Raw genomic sequence first — 15,097 nt, 5'->3', positions numbered from 1 at the left:
CTCCCCTCACTTCGCGTTGACGGTGACGACGCGGCCAGCGGCAACGTCGCGAGCGATGGAGGCGACGGCCGATCCGGCCCAGTAGGCATCGAGCGCCGTCTTGGCGCTGTCGCGGGCGGTGGCGTACTCGGTGTTGCGATAGCGAGCGAGTTCGTCACGGCGGATCAGGTCGAGGGCTTGGTGCTTGGTCATTGGGGTGGTCTCCTTGAGTTTGAGGAACCGTCTGCGAAACGGTCGTGCAGGAAGCGCACGCTGGAGCGCCGCACAGCGGCGGCGCTCGGACGTGAGTTTCAGCAACCAAATTCCTTGGCGTAGCGGTCGAGATCGGCGAGCAGTTCGGCCTTGGTCCTGTAGTGCGGGCCAACCGCCTGATCGGTGTCGGTGGCGATGATCCGCCACAGGTCCTTCGCGTGCTGGGCGTAGGCGAGTTCGGGAAAGCGCGTCCGCCGGTTGTTCGTGTTCATGTTCGCCGCCCCTCAGTTGATGGTCTTGAAGCCGTGGTTGGCAGCGGCCATCACGTTGCCGCTGCTCGCCATGCCCGAGAGGTGGAGGCCGAAGATCGCGGTGAAGCGCCCCTCCCGGTTGCGCACGATGACCGGTCGCATCTGGTCGAGGCCCAGGGTCGCGAGGGCCTTCATCAGGTTCGCTTCGGTGGCGTAGCTCTTGGCATTGTCGATGTTGCAGAAGTCGATCACGGGTGGTCTCCTTGTGTCGGGGGTTGCGGTTCAGATGTCTTGGACGACGTCTTGGCAGAACATCGTCGCGTGCTTGAACGTGGCGAAGCGCCACGACTTGGTCTTGTAGCCGCCGCGCTTCGGCGCCCTCTTCGGATCGAGATGGACGAAGAACCCGATCGGCGTGTCGGCGATGCGGAGGTTCCAGCGCTTGCCGTGATAGGTGAGCTTGCGTCGCTTGGTCATCGTGGCCTCCTCAGAAATCGCACTTGGCGAGCTTGAGCACGCGGCGATCGCTCGCCGTCGGGCGGATGGACAGGACGCGGCGGATGTCGGCGAGGAAGTCGATCGCCTTCATCCCGGCGCCGCACTCGGCGACGATCTGCTGACGGGACAGGCCACCGGCCTGCATCTCGCGGCGGATGAACCTGTTGGCGTTCTCGGCGGCGATCGCCGCGAGCTGGTGGGCGCGGCGCGACAGGTCGGTGTTGAGCGTGGTGGACATCGGGTGGTCTCCTTGGTTGAGGTTGGTGGTGGGGATCAGACGAGTGCGGACGCGGTGAAGTGTCCGATGTGGTAGATGCTGGTTTGTTTGAGGGAGCCATCGGCCTCGAGGTCGCGGATGGTCCAGAGGATCGCCTTGCGCGCCTCGGCCGAGTTGTGCGGCCGATGCTTGAGGCGGAAATCCTGATAGAACTTGTTCTTGAGCAGCGATCGCTCGACCTTGAGGACGAGTTCGCGCTTCTGCGTCGGGGTCAGCTTTGCGTTGGACTTTTTCGCCATGGTGGTCTCCTTGGGTCAGGCATGAAAAAGGCCCCGCTGCGAACGGGGCCGGGTGAAGTGGGTCGGGTGGATCAGGCGGCGCGGCGACGCAAGGCGCCGGGTCCGCCCTTGCCCTTGGGTGCATCGCGCCACACGCCGGGGTGCGCGGCCTGGATCGCTTTCTTGTTCGCCCAGAAGTCCTTGCCGGGGACGCGGAAGAACTCGACGCCATCGCACTGGAACACGATGAAGGCGATGCCGGGGATCGTGGTGAACTGGCCGGCGGTCCGGTAGCAGGCGGCCTCGCCTTCCATCGGGATCGCGTCCTTCGAGAGGGCCAGTTTCTTTCCGTTCCAGATTTCGCACTTCGCAACGTAGCGGGACATGGTGGTCTCCTTGGTTTTGCAGGCAACAAAAAACCCGCGCTTTTGGCGCGGGCGGTGAAAGATGGGGCTTTGATTGGTGCGGCGGACATGCGCCGCACTAAGCAAAGCCCCGGGGGCGGTATATGACGGCCCCCGGGGGCTTTAGCTGATTACCTTGCGCGCGGCTGGATGCAGCGCGCTTGGCTACCTAACACGGCCAAATGAATGGAACCGGGCGGGATACGTACAGCGCTGGAAACCAATGCCACGGTGCGGGGGCTAATGCGCTGATGAGGCGCGGCCTAAATGCGGGGGCACTACCAGACAGACCTAGACCACGCTGAAATTGCTTGCCCTGTGTTGCGTGCGCAAACGGAAGGGATTTTGCCGCTATGCATTTTGGACACCCGGCCCCGGGTGCCTGTATGAGGCATTGACCGGGACCGCGACCCTAAAGCGAAGCCCAATGAGAGGGCGGGGCACTACAAACAAAACAGCGCTAGTTGCTGTAAGGGCCATTGCCGAAACGTGGGGGCTGCTAACCTAGGCCGTAGGTATAGAGGGCCCCGGGAGGGCCCCCACGGAGATAATGCACCGAATGGGTGCATATAGTAAAGGGTAAAATGCACCGGAAAGGCGAATTTGTGCACCGGTTAACCCGTTGAAAATGCGCATTAATTTGCTGTTAAGGGCCGGAACCGGGATGCTGCGGGCCCCGGGCAGGGCCCCAAAGGGCCCGGGCGGGGCCGGTAATGCACCGGAACGGTGCAAAATGGCCCCTACGGGTGCACCGGAAACGCGAATGTACGGCCCCCCAAAGCCCGGGAATCGGGCCCCTAGAAACGCCGCTGATTAGGGAACCGGCCCCCGGCCGGACCTTGGAGGCCCGGAAACGGAAGGGCCCTAGCAGGGCCCCGGAAGCCCGGGAAACGGCATAGGGCCCGGAACCGGCCCCGGGAGGGCCCCCGAATCGGGCCCCGGGCAGGGAAAGCCCGGGAGAGGGCCCCGGCAACGGGCCCCGGGCAGGCAGGAAGCCCGGCCCCGGCCCCGGGAGAGATGGACGGGCCCCGGGCCCCCGAATCACGGGCATGGAAGCCCGGCCGGGCCCCCAAAACGGGCCCCAAAGGGCCGAAAACGGCCAAAAATGTCTGAAAAGCCGAAAAAAAAGCGGCCCCGGCCCGTCCCATCGCAGCCTGATGACGGCGAAGCCGTCGCCTTCACGTGAAGGGCTGAGATCGGGAGGGCGTCGAACCTGGCCGTCGCGTGAGCGGGGGCTATCGGACCGGCTGCTGGGATCGGCGGATCGCGCCGGTCTCCGGGTCAAACTCGTAGGTCGCGCCCGGCTGGAGATCGGATGCCAGCACGCGGGAGCCGTCGGTCATCGTCACCGGGAGGGAGCGCGATCGGCCCTCGCTGCGGGTCACGCTTACGGTCACGGCGCCATCTGGCTTGCGGGGTCTGGGCATGTCGCAACAATACCCGCGTGAGCGTTCGCGCGTCAAACGCCGTGCCACCTCTGCACCAGAGTGTTGCACGTGAAACAAGGGGCATCCATCAATGTCCACTGTCCACCCAATGTCCCCTAAGCATGTCCCCTCGGGTGTGCCGGCATCCCGCGCGGCTTTACGGTTCCGTACAATTACGGTGATAGACGAAAGGTCGTTGTCGAGGATTCTGCGAAGCAGATAAGCGAGATGTCCATGCTTCACAGCGTGTCGATCTCCTCTCCCAAAGGTCCCGCCCTCCGTCTCGCCGAGGATTTCCTGGAGCGGCTGGGTCTGACCTGCATCCTGATCGACCGGCTGCCGGGCGCGTCCAAGACGCGCATGGTCAGCCGCCGCATCGCCGCCATGAAGGCGCGCGGCACCAAGGTCTGGTTCCGGACCGAGCGTGAGGCCGCCGCCGTCCTGAAGCAGCTGTTCGAGGCCAACCGCCAGATCCAGCAGTCGAGGGACGGCCTGATGGTCGCGGCCGAGGTCGAGGCGGTGGTGGAGCTGGTCCGGGGCACGGCGTTCTGCGCCGGCATCACCCCGATCGAGGACTGCGACGTCACCACGACCTTCGCCAGCGTTGCCCGGAGGGTGGAGGAGGCGCTCGCCCGCTGGCAGCGCGACGGCACCATGAAGCGGATCAACCGCGAGTACACCCAGCTCAAGGACCGGGTCCACCGCACCCATGAGAACCGCGAGGCCTATGACGCGCTGACCGAGCTCTACAACGGGCTCGACCGCGCAGATCGCGACCGCCTCAAGGCCGAGTACAAGTCGCGCAAGGAGGGCTCGCCCAAGCTGTCGTGGTCGGCCTTCCTCGGGGAGAAGTTCGCCAAGGCCACCGTCAAGGAGCCCGGGCAGGGCGCCAGATCGCAGGGACATTCGCAGGGACATTCGACGGGACAATCAGGGGACAATGGGACATTGTCGGATGTCCCCCTCGACGAATCAGCTGTCAGCTACACCGAGTGGCTGGTCAAACGCCTCGGTTCCGAGCTTTCATCGTGCACCAGCATGGTGCATTTCACGAAAACGTGATCAGAGCCGATCCCGTCGATGCTTCAAGCCGCTTAGCCGGTGCATCGACCCTCTGTTCCAAGTCGTAAACGCAAATTAATCTTGTTTTTGCTGTCAAAACCGTGGCCTACACACGCCCGGGCGCGGCCACCACTGCGTCATGAGGCACCCCGAGCATCAAGCGAGGGTGTGCCGTTCACTCAGGAACATCGTCAGATTGATTGTGGGGGAAGGTATCCATGAGGGTACCTCCTAACGGGAAGCTGCGCCCGGTCACCCAGACCGGAGACCGCGCGGTCCCGATGGTCCCGCGTCACCCGAAGCGACGTCCCTCGTAGTCCCCAACCAGTTTCCCCCGATCCGGCCCTCCGATAGCCGGTCACGTGAGGTCAGCGCCAGCCCTCCTAGGCACGGCTGACGCTGGCCTCCGTCGCTTTCCGCCCCCGCTTCCGTCCCGCCCCCGCCCATCCTGGCCGGGAAGGGGGAGGCGGGGAAACACCATTGGACGTCCACGTCCAGTTCCGCCCAGCCCCCATCGTTGGACCCCGCCCGATGTCGAAAGACCTCACCGTCGGCTCGATCGTGTTCGAGCCGGCTCAGAACGCGCCTCGGACTGTCGAGGAGCTGTCGAAGCTCGTGCTTGAGCAGGCGCCGTCGCTGACCGAGTTCCACAGTCGGTACTCGGGGTCGGCGACCTTCCGGCCCGATGGCGTTCAGACGCAGCCCGAGGTGATCGCTGGCCGTCAGGCGCCCGACCCGCTCTCGCGGTACCGCTCCGAGGATGTGTTCAAGGTCCTCGACCCGGCGGTACTCGGTCAGGCCGCGGCCTCCGGGGTGGAGACGATGGTCGGGACCGGCGCAGCTCAAGCGAAGCCGGGCCCCGGCACGGGCGCTGACCTTAGCGACCTTCTGGTCGCCCCTCCGGGGTCCACCACCAAAGCTCCCGAGCTGGACCCCGAAGCCGTCGCCTACATGCGCGACGTGTTCGCGGCTCATGCGATGTCCGGGCTGTTGGCCTCCTGCGTCGTCGATCATCGCGACCTGGCCTCGACCGCTTACGACGTCGCCGAGCTGATGCTGGCCGAGCGCGCCCGACGTGGCTAACGGCGGCACCGGCTTCCTCTCGCTCGACGAGATCAGGCTCAACCCGTTTATGGCGATCGCCTACTGCGACGACAACCGGTCCTGCTGGTTCGTCGCGGCCTCCACCCGGGAGAAGGCGGTCGCCAAGGTGCACGAGCTGAAGCATCAGCTGGGCGTGCCCGAGTATCTCGTCGTCGCGCACTTCAAGGTCGCCGACCTCGAGCTCTACTTCGCGCACCCGGCGAACTACAGGCCGATCTGATGAAGAGCTTCCCGCTGCACTGCTCCGAGAGCTGCTTCACGCGCGCAGCCTGCATCAAGGACAGCTGCAAGGCGCCCGCGCAGCCGGACCTCCGGCTGGTCTGCGAGGAGTGCGAGCACTTCTTCGACGCGGCTGACCCGCGCGCGTCCGTCCTCAACACCGACGAGTTCGGCCCGAGGTGCCCGGCCTGCAATATCCAGTTGCACGGCGGCACCGAGGCGTGGGCCCTCGCCAACGACTGCCAAGGCATCTGGGGCGACACCATCCGGTGGACCAAGGCCGAGGCGGTCGAACTGCTGAAGGACACTCACAAGGATACCGAGAGCCGGGTGATCCCGGTCCGGGTCTATGAGGAAGCCGACAGCTATCGCATCGAGCTGCGCGAGTATCGCGAGCGAGAGTGGGAAAAGTCGCGGTGAGCCTCTGTGATCGCTGCTACGCGCCCGGTCAGTGCTGCCGGGTGATGCATCTGTCGCAGAACGGCGAGCCGCTGACGGTCTGGACCGACAAGGACGTGAGCGCGCAGGCGCGCGCGCACGGTCTGCCGTTCGAGCCCATCGCGCCGCTGTCGAGCTACGTCGATCCGGAGAGCGGGCGGTCTTACGCCACCTTCGAGTGGACGTGCCCGAAGCTCGGCGCCGACGGCCGCTGCACGATCTACGAGGACCGTCCGGACGTGTGCCGATCCTTCGAGGCCGGCTCCGATCCGCTATGCGTGCATTTCAACGGCGCCGAAGCGGGGACGCATGACTGAGCTCGAAGCGCTGCGCGATCGCGTTGCCCAGCTGGAGGCGATCCTCGGCGTCGACGAGCCGTTCCTCGTGCAGCTGCGCCTGGCCTTCGGCCTCACCGGTGCCACGCAGCCGAAGATCCTCGGCATGCTTCTGAACCGCTCCTTCGTCACCCACGACGCGCTCTACGCCATGCTGTACGGCCACCGGCCGGACTGCGATCTGCCGTGCGACAAGACGGTGGACGTCCACCTCAGCAAGCTGCGCAAGACGCTCAAGGGTCACGGCATCACGTTCCGCACCGTGGTCGACGGCGGGTACGCGATGGACACCGCGAACAAAATCAAGGTCCGCGCCAAGCTCGGGCTTCCCACCCAGTCGCGGCCCCATCCGGGGCACCCCGACTTCCCGGCGATCCAGACGGGGCGCTGACGGTGTCCAACGTCGTTCCCTTCACCACGTTTCAGTATCTGCGGCTGCAGCACGAGATCGAGCGCTTCACGCGCTCTCTCCCGCCAGCCGCGCCGCTGATCGGCTCGCGCCAGCAGCGCGAGCGCGACGCGCTCATCGACCTGATCGGTTTCGCCAAAGAAGGCGCCCCACCGGAGATCGCCTGATGTTCGCTGAACTACTCGACCTCATCAACATCCACCGCGCCAAGCGCAATCAGCGCCGCGCATCTCGTCCTCCGCATCTCTCGATGGAGCAGCGGATGGCTCACCTTGAACTGGAGCTGCAGCATATGTCCGCTGAACAGGATCATCTCACCACCGCCGTCGCCGCATTGCTTGCCGCGATCCCCGCCGCCGTCTCGATCATGCAGACCGAGACCGCCAAGATCGTCGCCATCGCGAGCCAGGTGCCCGGTGTCGACCCGGCCGTCGTCGAGTCCTCGGCCAACGCCATCGACGGCGTGGTGAAGGCGCTCGGCGATGCGGTCAACGCCGCGCAGACCGCGCTGGCTGGTCAGCCGGCTCCCGCTGCTGCTCCCGCTGCGGCCCCGGCTGCTGCTCCGACCGACGCCACTCAGGCGCCGGCGGCGGCTCCGGCTCCGACCGATCCGGCTGCGGCTCCTGCTGCTGACGCCGCCGCTGCTGCGGCTCCTGCGGCTCCCGCCGCGCAGTAACCGACCACGACAACGGCCTCGCCTCTGGACCAACAGGGGCGGGGCCACCTCTAGGCCATGGGGAGAGCCGCGTGCCTAGCCGACGAGATTGGTCTCCCGTCGGGCCCTCGCTGTGATGTCCGTGGGGGCGCATCCGGCTTTGAGAACAGCGGCAACTATCCTGATGCCCGGGCCCAGCCCGGGCATTTCCATGTCAAGCACCCACGCAGGTCCCCCACCATGTTCAAGAACGCCATCGCTTCCGCTGCCGCATCCGCCGCTGCCGCTGGCAGCTATTACTCGCGCCGTTACATGCGCTGGCTCACGCGCGGTCAGCGCACCGCCGCCTACTACAAGAACGGTCTCAACGGTCCCCGCGCAGTGGCGCGGCGGCTCCGCCAGATCGAGGCGGGCTCGCTCACCGAGGCCAACGGTCTGGTGCGCGCGTGACCCCGGTGGGAAGCGTCACGTTCCGCGATGGCTTCCGCGCCGTCGGTCCTGCGCGGACCGCCACTGAACGCGCCTTCGATCACGTGCGCGGCTACCGCGCCGGCATGACGGTCCGCACCAAGTGCTTCCCGAACACGCCGCGAGTGATCACCAAGGTGATCGTCCCCGAGATGGGCGCCCGCGTCTACGTGCTCGACGGCGGTAAGGCCTTCGTACCGCAAGACCAGATCGTGGATGCGTGGTGGTGATTTCTCACGATTTTCAATCAGAAAGAAGATGCCGGTTACCAAGAAGCAATTTATCGTTCAATACGTCTGCGAGCTGAGGGACTTCAACACGGCGGGCGTGGTCGCAGCGCATCTTGGTACGCCGTTGTCTAAGATGCGGCAGGACTACTACCCCGTTCACAATGATCCCGATGTGAAGGTGAACAAGTCTCAGCTCGTAGCGGGGCTCAAAGCTATAGATGAGGTGGTTTCCGCCATCGATCCCTAGCCCGTCCTATTCGTGAGAGTGCGTTTTTTTAGTCCGATTGATGTGGCCGCACATCTGCTCTGACGAGGCGCGCGGGATTGCCTTCGGCTTTTCACCGCCTGACGACCGGTACTTTGCAACGCGCTTGAGGGATGGGTTGGGCGAACGGGGGGCGGACGCGCAGAGCGGCAAGATCGGGTAACTGTCCGGCGTCCAGATCCATCGCGATCACCTCGGCGAGTTCTGCTTCGCAGGCGCGCTCGTGAGCCAGCGCCAGAAGCTCGACCGTCACCTTGCAAGCGCGCCGGTCATCATCATGCTCCCGCAAGGTCTCGAACAGACGTTTGTAAGCTGCACGCGGGAAGAGTTGGTCGCGATAAACGAGATTGAGGAGCGCCATTGGCTTGCGCCGCAGGGCATGGATGACGTGCCGGTAATCCACAACATGACCGCCCTGGCGCTCGGACACAGGCCGACCGCGCCGCAGCGTCACGACCCTAAGGGGGGCCGCACAATGGACCCCCTTCGAGCTCAATCGTCCGCCACCGTCTTATCGAGAGTGCTCTTCAAGCTTTGCAGCGCTCCGTAAGCCCAAGCGCGATGTTGCTCGGCGGGATGGCCGTTATCGATGTCAAAGCCGAGAGCGGCTCCAATGTGCCATTTTGCGCTTCCGATTTTCTCGAGTGCGTAGGTGTTTCCCCCCGCCTCATTCGCGACAAAGCCGTGCAGATCTGAAAGTAGAAGCCGAGCGCCAGCGTACAGTCCCGCTCGTTCGCCTTCTGTCGCGGCGATGGCAGTCTGTTTCACAATCTCATCTAACTTGCGGACAGCGAGCGCCCAATCATTCATGAACAAGCATCCCGTCAGGTATAGGGGCCCCATTTGCGGATGTTTAGCACCGCGTCGAGACATTCTTTGTAAGTCTCGAGCACCCAGTCCTTGGTCGCTCGTTCAGTACCAAGTGGCTTCTTCTCTGCGAGCGCGATGGCCTCCAAGAGCTTGTAAGCAACCGCTTGCGGTGAATCGCATTAATCTCGTTCGCCATGTTCGCTCCCTTATTTACCCGATTTAGGCGCTTCGGTGCTAACCGGAGCAGCCAGCGGTCTTCGGAGGATCTCGTTCTTCAGATCGGTGATCTGCGTCCCCACGCGCCACCAGATGATTCCCATAAACAGTGGAATCAAAAATGCAGCGGTTGCGAATGCGCCTCGAAACGTGCTCGCAGAAGTGCTTCCGTTCCCTATCGTACTACGCCACATCACTTAGTCTGGACAGCAGCAATCTCTTTGATGACGGCTAGAAAAGCCGCAATTGAAGATAATGTCAGGGCTGCGGTTATGGCGGACGCGACCAATATTAGGAATATTCTGAGTAGGATATCGACGCCGGTTGGGCCGCCTTCTCTCGCGGGTCCTAGATTGAACTGCGCTTGGTTGACGTATGCAAAAACGAACTGGTAGAGGGCGATGGCCCCGACTATTGCCAAGCCCCACATGTACCACTTCCCCGACATCTCAGCGATGAAGAACAGGAACGCGACCACGACGAAGTTGCGCAGGATATCCAGTACCCATTTTGCATATTCCTCGCCCAGCTTCCCGGCACGCATGCCATTCTCGTCAATGGACATAAACGGTAACTTCTTATTCTCAGCCATGTTTCCCCTCCGACTCGAGGCCTTCGCGAGAGTAGCAAAAAGTACTTCCTGCGAGAGCAATATGACTGGGATGCAGCGGAGAAGAAGCCCCGCCTTGTTAGCCCGTCCTATTCGTGAGAGTGCGTTTTTTTAGTCCGATTGATGTGGCCGCACATCTGCTCTGACGAGGCGCGCGGGATTGCCTTCGGCTTTTCACCGCCTGACCGACCGGTACTTTGCAACGCGCTTGAGGGATGGGTTGGGCGAACGGGGGGCGGACGCCCCGCCGGTCAAGGACCGAGCGGCAGCAGCGCGCCTGGCAAGCCGCGGATCAGGTCGGCTTCGGGACATGCCGCGGCAAACGCAAGGCGAATGCGGCTCGTGGTCTCGACGACACGGGCAGCGAGTTTCAAGAGACGAAGACGCAGCGTCGCGAACTCGGCTGTGGCCAATTCCCGGGCTTTGGGAATCGCGTCGCGCACGGTCAGCATCAGCCAATAAGCGGCGGTGTGGAGAACGAGGCGGACTTGATTGGCGAGCGCCGAACGGCAGCTGGTGCGATCGGAGGCGAGCTGTGTCTTATGCAGCTTGATCAGATTCTCGGCTTGGCCGCGCGCGCAATACAGGCTGTCGTAGATCCACTCGGCCGAGCCGACATCGAGGCTGGTGACGACGAAACGGATGTCGAGGCCGAGCATCGTCGCCTCAATACGGGCGACGGTACGCCGTTCGCGATCCCAGGACTTGGCCTTGTGGCGCGTCTCGGTATAGCCACGCAGAACCGGCAGGTTCTCGATGGCGCGTCGCGTGCGGATGTCGTCGGCGGCCTCGTCGAGTTTTCTGGCGAGCGGCTTGGTGCCGGACAGACCGAAGATGTAGTCGATGCCGTTGGTCTCGCACCACGCCATTGCCTCCGGCCGGGCATAGTGCCCGTCGCCACGGAACGTGATTCGCGTGTTGTGCCACCGCGTCCGGATATGCCGTATCAGGCGGCGCAGATGGGCACGCACCTCGACGCCGCCCGGCGTCTTGCCGGGCCGCAACACGACCGCCACGGGCCGGCTCTTCTCCGTGTCGTAGACGTGGATCGGCAGGAAGCAGCGTTCGTCATAATGAGCGTTGAACAGCGAGAGCTGCTGATGGCCGTGGACGACATCGCAGGTATCATCGATGTCGAGCGTGACGGATGCCGGCTCGCGCGGGTAGCTATCCATCCATGCGTCGACCAAAGTGTAGGTCAGTCGGATCACGTCGCGCAGGCGCGGAGCATTCTCCAGCCGCGACAGCGTCGGTTGGGAACACAGATCGCGACCCGTGTCCGGCAGCCGTCCGCAGGCCAGCTTGAATGCGGGATCGGACCGCAGATGATCGAGGTCGTCGGCGTCCTCGTAGCCGCAGCAGATCGCGAACATGCGCGCGCGGAACATATCGACAAGGCTGTGCACGACCCGCGTCGGATCGCGCCGATCCGGGAACACCCGGGCCAAATTGTCGGCCAAGCCGAGACGCCGCTCGGCCATCGCCAGAAGCATCACGCCCCCGTTCGAGGTCAGCCGACCGCCATCGAAGGCAGCTGTGACTTTCTTGGCGTGAACGGCTGGAAACGAGAAGGGCAGAATCGTATCATCGGTCATGGCGGGCCTGGCGTTCGCGGTTGAGGTGATGGGGTTGGCTTTGCAACCGAATCCTACGCCGCATCAGCGCTTTACACCACGCTCGCCAGCCTCTCAGGCGCACTCTGACGAATAAGACGGGCTAGAACAGAATACAGCGCCTTGTAGTGAGGGTCCTTATCCCAGATTTCATCACGGGCTATCGCGTAAGTTTCCAGCGCGTCCGACATGACTGACCTCAGAGAATCACTTCCTAGTATCACTAATTGAACCGGCTTAGCAGCAACGCCGTTAAAGCCCTTGCCGCTCCCCGCAGCCCGCGAGCGGCAATCATCCGAAAGTAGAGGTTGCATAGAGCAGCGACTCCAATCACCGGAACACGGGTATTGGGAGGTCGAAATGGACTCTTGGGAGTTTACGAAACGGACGGGAACTATTCTCAGCCTCGCGAGTGTTGTGACGGCGTTCGCTTGGTTCTGCTTCAGTACGGTTTCCCGGATCAGCACCCTCGAAGCACAGATGCAGGCGCTGACCATCTCAGTTCCCGCTCAACAGGCCGCGCCCAGCACGCCTGCCGTTCCGCCGCAGCCGGGATCACCTAAAAGCACGACCCAGCCGTTAGGCGAGACGGTGAGAGTAAACCCAATAGCGCAGGTTTGCGCTGACCTCGCTTTGCAGTTGGCCGACAAGCACAAAGGCAGCAACGCGATAGGTGCCTTGGACCCCATTGCGACGACCATGGATCACTTGAACTGCAAAGGGCAGCGCTAAGCACGTTGACGGCAGCAACTCGCCGCGGTCGACCAGAAGCAGGCGGCCTAGTGGCTGCGGTAGAGGTATGCAGCAATCGCAATTGCCAACCTCGTGAATGGCCCGAACATGCGGCGGAGAAAACTCTTGGCAGCAGGCGGCGTCGTGGTCTCCTCGACCTCTTCGGTGATGGTAAGCTTATAGGTACGTTTCATCAGACAAAGCTCCAGCGCGGCGCGAAGCGACATCGCGCGACAGGTTGACAGCGCGCCTGGAGGAAGCGACAACGGTCGCTGTCAGGGCGGGACAGTCATCGACTTCCCACCAGGCGGCGGGCGACGCCTCCAACAGCGTCGTCCGTCCACCCTTCTAAGGCCTGATTCTGCAAGCCGACACGCCGATTCGGCGTGTATCCACCGTTATACCCGAAAATCTTCGGGCCCGATTTTGACCACTTGGTAGTTGCTTTTTTGCCGATTACCGATTTTAGGTAAAATCCCAAAGCCTTACGTTGTGCATAAGTCGATGATCAAAGCCATTGACATTGAATAACTTATTTTTGCATCGCAACGACGATCAATAAGACCATCGCAATCGTCATCGCAAGCTCGTCGAGACGCGCGCGAACGGTAACCTCACGGGTGAGGCGGAGGCTGCCTGAAGAACGCGAGCGCCCCCATGAGACCGCCGATGATGCCCATTACGGTGCCGACGAGTTGCAACCGGCTCTGCCAATAGTCCCACCGAGCTTTCTGCTCCGACCGGATGTCTGAGCGGAGCTTCGCGGCCCCCTTCCGGGAAAGGTGCCTAGCTAGTTCCCAGAAATAGGGCCGGTTCGGGCTGGAAATCCTATTTTCCATCCCCATATCGAACCTGAAGCTGGAAATTTGGCACAAATTCCCCGGCGGAAGTAACCAAAGTGTCACTGTTTTGGGCTACTCCCGCCTTGCGGAAACAAAACCGCTATGCGAGAGTTTCCTTACGGAAGATCAGTTTTTGAGGTGAGAACGGCCTCCTCACGCGCCTGGTGATCGAACGTTCGTCAGGCAAAGTAGTCGGCTTGAAAACCCGGCGAAGAGATCTGGGTGTGGGCATCCCAGCAAAATCTAACCTCCCGGAAATATTCTAAAGGGGCTCCGACTTCGGTCGGGGCCCTTTTCTAGTCGCCCGTTAAGAAGCTTCCAGGCGACTGATCTGGAATCGTAATTTGGCTGGAATGACGTTCTGAGATTGCAAGGTTTTGGTGTTTTGTGCATCGGAAGCTTGCAATTTCGTTTTCGAGATTCCCTCGACGGGCGAAGCATGATTCCCTGTCCGCATCGGAGGGCACGATGCGGCCGAAGAAGCACAAAACGACGGGAGCGAACGATTTTTTCCGGGCGCGGCTCGACCAGATCATCAATCTGAAGCACGAGCTGGTCCGGCTCACCGGCAAGATCGATTGGGACTGGATCGACGGCGAGATCGCGCCGCTCTACAGCGAGAACGGCCGGCCGGGGATTGAGACCCGCTTCGTGATCGGGCTGTTGTTGCTCAAGCACATTTACGGGCTGTCCGATGAGGGGGTATGCGAACGCTGGGTCCACGACCCGTATTTCCAGTACTTCACTGGCGAAGAGTTCTTCCAGCACGCATTCCCGCACGAGCGCTCGGACCTGAGCCATTGGCGCAAGCGGCTCGGCGACAGACTGGAACTGCTATTGGCCGAGAGCCTGCGGGTGGCGCACGACGTCGGCGCGTTACGCGGCAAGGACCTTGAGCGGGTCACGGTCGACACCACGGTGCAGCCGAAGGCCATCACCTTTCCGACCGATGCCAAGCTGCTGCATGCGGCGATCCAGGGGCTCAACCGCCTAGCGAGGAAGCACGGAGTGCGGCTGCGGCAATCCTATTCTCGGATCGCCAAGGCCACCGCGATGATGGCGGGACGCTACGCCCATGCCAAACAGTTCAAGCGGCACCAGCGGCAGTTGCGCATCCTGCGCAGCCGCCTGGGCCGGATCATCCGCGACATCCGCCGCAAGATCGAAGGCCAGGATGCGCTCGAAGAGGCGTTCGCACTCCCGTTGAGCCGGGCCACGCAGATCCGCTCGCAGCAGCAGCGCCAGCGCGGCTGGAAGCTGTATTCCTTCCATGCCCCCGAGGTGGAGTGCATCGGCAAGGGCAAGGCCAGCGCGCCTTACGAGTTCGGCGTGAAGGCTTCCATCGTCACCAACAACCGGCCTGCTCCCGGCGGCCAGTTCGTGCTGCACGCCAAGGCGCTGCCCGATAACCCTTACGACGGTCACACCCTGCGGGACGTCATCGACCGAACCGAGACACTCACCGGCTGCGCGATCCAGTGCGCCTTTGTCGACAAGGGATACCGCGGCCATGACGCACAGAACCCGCGCCGCGTCTTCATCTCCGGCCAGAAGCGCGGCGTCTTCGGCACTATCAAGCGCCAGCTGCGGCGCCGCTCCGCTATCGAGCCCGTGATCGGCCATTTGAAGGCTGACGGACACCTCGGCCGCTGCTACCTCAAAGGCCGCGCCGGCGATGCCGCCAACGTCATCCTCTCCGCCGTCGGTTACAACTTCCGCCGCATCCTCGCCTGGCTAAGGGCTCTTTGGTACCTCTTCCTGGCTGCCTTCTTCTCAGTCACCAGCCACCGCACACCACTCAAATCGGCTTCTTAACCGACGA

Annotated in this window: 24 protein-coding genes and 1 pseudogene; 13 read left to right on the top strand and 12 right to left on the bottom strand. The window is 63.0% G+C overall.

The window, feature by feature from the left end; translation table 11 throughout:
* Positions 1-6: 6 nt before the first annotated feature.
* The 7 genes from HAP54_RS41825 to HAP54_RS41795 all read right to left on the bottom strand — a co-directional run bounded on the left by HAP54_RS41825 (position 7) and on the right by HAP54_RS41795 (position 1,822).
* A complete protein-coding gene (locus HAP54_RS41825; protein WP_166297106.1) occupies positions 7-192 on the bottom strand; it encodes a hypothetical protein in 186 nt (61 codons plus the stop codon).
* 98 nt (positions 193-290) lie between these two features.
* Positions 291-464 (bottom strand): hypothetical protein, encoded by a 174-nt coding sequence (locus HAP54_RS41820; protein WP_166205740.1) that lies wholly within the window; start codon positions 462-464, stop codon positions 291-293.
* Positions 465-476: 12 nt separating this feature from the next.
* The gene (locus HAP54_RS41815; protein ID WP_166297104.1) at positions 477-695 is read right to left on the bottom strand and encodes a hypothetical protein; all 219 of its coding nucleotides are present in this window, start codon (positions 693-695) and stop codon (positions 477-479) included.
* A 30-nt stretch (positions 696-725) separates the two neighbouring features.
* Positions 726-920 (bottom strand): hypothetical protein, encoded by a 195-nt coding sequence (locus HAP54_RS41810; RefSeq protein WP_166297102.1) that lies wholly within the window; start codon positions 918-920, stop codon positions 726-728.
* A gap of 10 nt (positions 921-930) precedes the next feature.
* Complete coding sequence (locus HAP54_RS41805; protein ID WP_166297100.1) at positions 931-1,179, bottom strand: hypothetical protein; 249 nt, start codon at positions 1,177-1,179, stop codon at positions 931-933.
* A 35-nt stretch (positions 1,180-1,214) separates the two neighbouring features.
* Positions 1,215-1,457, bottom strand: coding sequence for a hypothetical protein (locus HAP54_RS41800; RefSeq protein WP_166297098.1), 243 nt, complete (start codon positions 1,455-1,457; stop codon positions 1,215-1,217).
* Between the two features lie 71 nt (positions 1,458-1,528).
* Complete coding sequence (locus tag HAP54_RS41795; RefSeq protein WP_166297096.1) at positions 1,529-1,822, bottom strand: hypothetical protein; 294 nt, start codon at positions 1,820-1,822, stop codon at positions 1,529-1,531.
* A 1,673-nt stretch (positions 1,823-3,495) separates the two neighbouring features.
* Between HAP54_RS41795 and HAP54_RS41790 the strand changes: the two genes are divergently transcribed.
* The 11 genes from HAP54_RS41790 (at position 3,496) to HAP54_RS41740 (ending at position 8,434) form a co-directional block, all read left to right on the top strand.
* On the top strand, positions 3,496-4,329 hold the full coding sequence (locus tag HAP54_RS41790; protein WP_176422110.1) for a hypothetical protein: 834 nt from the start codon (positions 3,496-3,498) through the stop codon (positions 4,327-4,329).
* Between the two features lie 531 nt (positions 4,330-4,860).
* On the top strand, positions 4,861-5,412 hold the full coding sequence (locus tag HAP54_RS41785; RefSeq protein ID WP_166297090.1) for a hypothetical protein: 552 nt from the start codon (positions 4,861-4,863) through the stop codon (positions 5,410-5,412).
* Complete coding sequence (locus HAP54_RS41780) at positions 5,405-5,653, top strand: hypothetical protein (RefSeq protein ID WP_166297088.1); 249 nt, start codon at positions 5,405-5,407, stop codon at positions 5,651-5,653. The genes HAP54_RS41785 and HAP54_RS41780 overlap by 8 nt, the downstream gene beginning before the upstream one ends.
* Positions 5,653-6,072, top strand: a complete 420-nt coding sequence (locus tag HAP54_RS41775; RefSeq protein ID WP_166297085.1) for a hypothetical protein — start codon at positions 5,653-5,655, stop codon at positions 6,070-6,072. The genes HAP54_RS41780 and HAP54_RS41775 overlap by 1 nt, the downstream gene beginning before the upstream one ends.
* A complete protein-coding gene (locus tag HAP54_RS41770) occupies positions 6,069-6,407 on the top strand; it encodes a YkgJ family cysteine cluster protein (protein WP_166297083.1) in 339 nt (112 codons plus the stop codon). The genes HAP54_RS41775 and HAP54_RS41770 overlap by 4 nt, the downstream gene beginning before the upstream one ends.
* The gene (locus HAP54_RS41765; protein ID WP_166205726.1) at positions 6,400-6,816 is read left to right on the top strand and encodes a helix-turn-helix domain-containing protein; all 417 of its coding nucleotides are present in this window, start codon (positions 6,400-6,402) and stop codon (positions 6,814-6,816) included. Before HAP54_RS41770 ends, HAP54_RS41765 begins: the two co-directional genes overlap by 8 nt.
* Before the next feature lie 2 nt (positions 6,817-6,818).
* Positions 6,819-7,001 (top strand): hypothetical protein, encoded by a 183-nt coding sequence (locus tag HAP54_RS41760; RefSeq protein WP_166205725.1) that lies wholly within the window; start codon positions 6,819-6,821, stop codon positions 6,999-7,001.
* The gene (locus tag HAP54_RS41755; protein ID WP_166293450.1) at positions 7,001-7,510 is read left to right on the top strand and encodes a hypothetical protein; all 510 of its coding nucleotides are present in this window, start codon (positions 7,001-7,003) and stop codon (positions 7,508-7,510) included. Before HAP54_RS41760 ends, HAP54_RS41755 begins: the two co-directional genes overlap by 1 nt.
* Positions 7,511-7,729: 219 nt before the next feature.
* A complete protein-coding gene (locus tag HAP54_RS41750; RefSeq protein ID WP_166297081.1) occupies positions 7,730-7,939 on the top strand; it encodes a hypothetical protein in 210 nt (69 codons plus the stop codon).
* 5 nt (positions 7,940-7,944) lie between these two features.
* Positions 7,945-8,187, top strand: coding sequence for a hypothetical protein (locus HAP54_RS41745; protein ID WP_166297079.1), 243 nt, complete (start codon positions 7,945-7,947; stop codon positions 8,185-8,187).
* Between the two features lie 28 nt (positions 8,188-8,215).
* On the top strand, positions 8,216-8,434 hold the full coding sequence (locus HAP54_RS41740; protein ID WP_210297469.1) for a hypothetical protein: 219 nt from the start codon (positions 8,216-8,218) through the stop codon (positions 8,432-8,434).
* 157 nt (positions 8,435-8,591) lie between these two features.
* Here HAP54_RS41740 and HAP54_RS41735 read toward each other — a convergent pair.
* The 4 genes and pseudogenes from HAP54_RS41735 to HAP54_RS41720 form a co-directional block, all read right to left on the bottom strand.
* A pseudogene (locus HAP54_RS41735) lies at positions 8,592-8,909 on the bottom strand (IS21 family transposase); the annotation flags it as partial.
* Between the two features lie 35 nt (positions 8,910-8,944).
* Positions 8,945-9,262: a hypothetical protein gene (locus HAP54_RS41730; RefSeq protein WP_166297075.1), complete on the bottom strand. Its 318-nt coding sequence runs from the start codon at positions 9,260-9,262 to the stop codon at positions 8,945-8,947.
* A gap of 409 nt (positions 9,263-9,671) precedes the next feature.
* Positions 9,672-10,070 (bottom strand): hypothetical protein, encoded by a 399-nt coding sequence (locus tag HAP54_RS41725; protein WP_166297073.1) that lies wholly within the window; start codon positions 10,068-10,070, stop codon positions 9,672-9,674.
* Between the two features lie 269 nt (positions 10,071-10,339).
* Positions 10,340-11,683: an IS1380-like element ISBdi2 family transposase gene (locus HAP54_RS41720; protein WP_166204320.1), complete on the bottom strand. Its 1,344-nt coding sequence runs from the start codon at positions 11,681-11,683 to the stop codon at positions 10,340-10,342.
* 378 nt (positions 11,684-12,061) lie between these two features.
* Here HAP54_RS41720 and HAP54_RS41715 point away from each other — a divergent pair, with 378 nt between their 5' ends.
* Positions 12,062-12,433 carry a hypothetical protein gene (locus tag HAP54_RS41715; protein WP_166297071.1) on the top strand — a complete coding sequence of 124 codons (372 nt, stop codon included), beginning with the start codon at positions 12,062-12,064 and terminating at the stop codon, positions 12,431-12,433.
* A gap of 47 nt (positions 12,434-12,480) precedes the next feature.
* On the opposite strand, the gene HAP54_RS41710 is transcribed toward HAP54_RS41715, so the two are convergent.
* Positions 12,481-12,627, bottom strand: coding sequence for a hypothetical protein (locus HAP54_RS41710; RefSeq protein WP_166297069.1), 147 nt, complete (start codon positions 12,625-12,627; stop codon positions 12,481-12,483).
* 1,116 nt (positions 12,628-13,743) lie between these two features.
* Between HAP54_RS41710 and HAP54_RS41705 the strand changes: the two genes are divergently transcribed.
* Positions 13,744-15,090 (top strand): IS5 family transposase, encoded by a 1,347-nt coding sequence (locus HAP54_RS41705; protein ID WP_166297067.1) that lies wholly within the window; start codon positions 13,744-13,746, stop codon positions 15,088-15,090.
* The last annotated feature ends 7 nt before the right edge of the window (positions 15,091-15,097 follow it).

It is taken from the genome of Bradyrhizobium sp. 2S1 (assembly GCF_011516625.5).
Lineage (GTDB): Bacteria > Pseudomonadota > Alphaproteobacteria > Rhizobiales > Xanthobacteraceae > Bradyrhizobium > Bradyrhizobium septentrionale.
The sequence above is the reverse complement of the archived record's forward strand: the minus strand, read 5'-3'. Positions and strand labels throughout refer to the sequence as shown.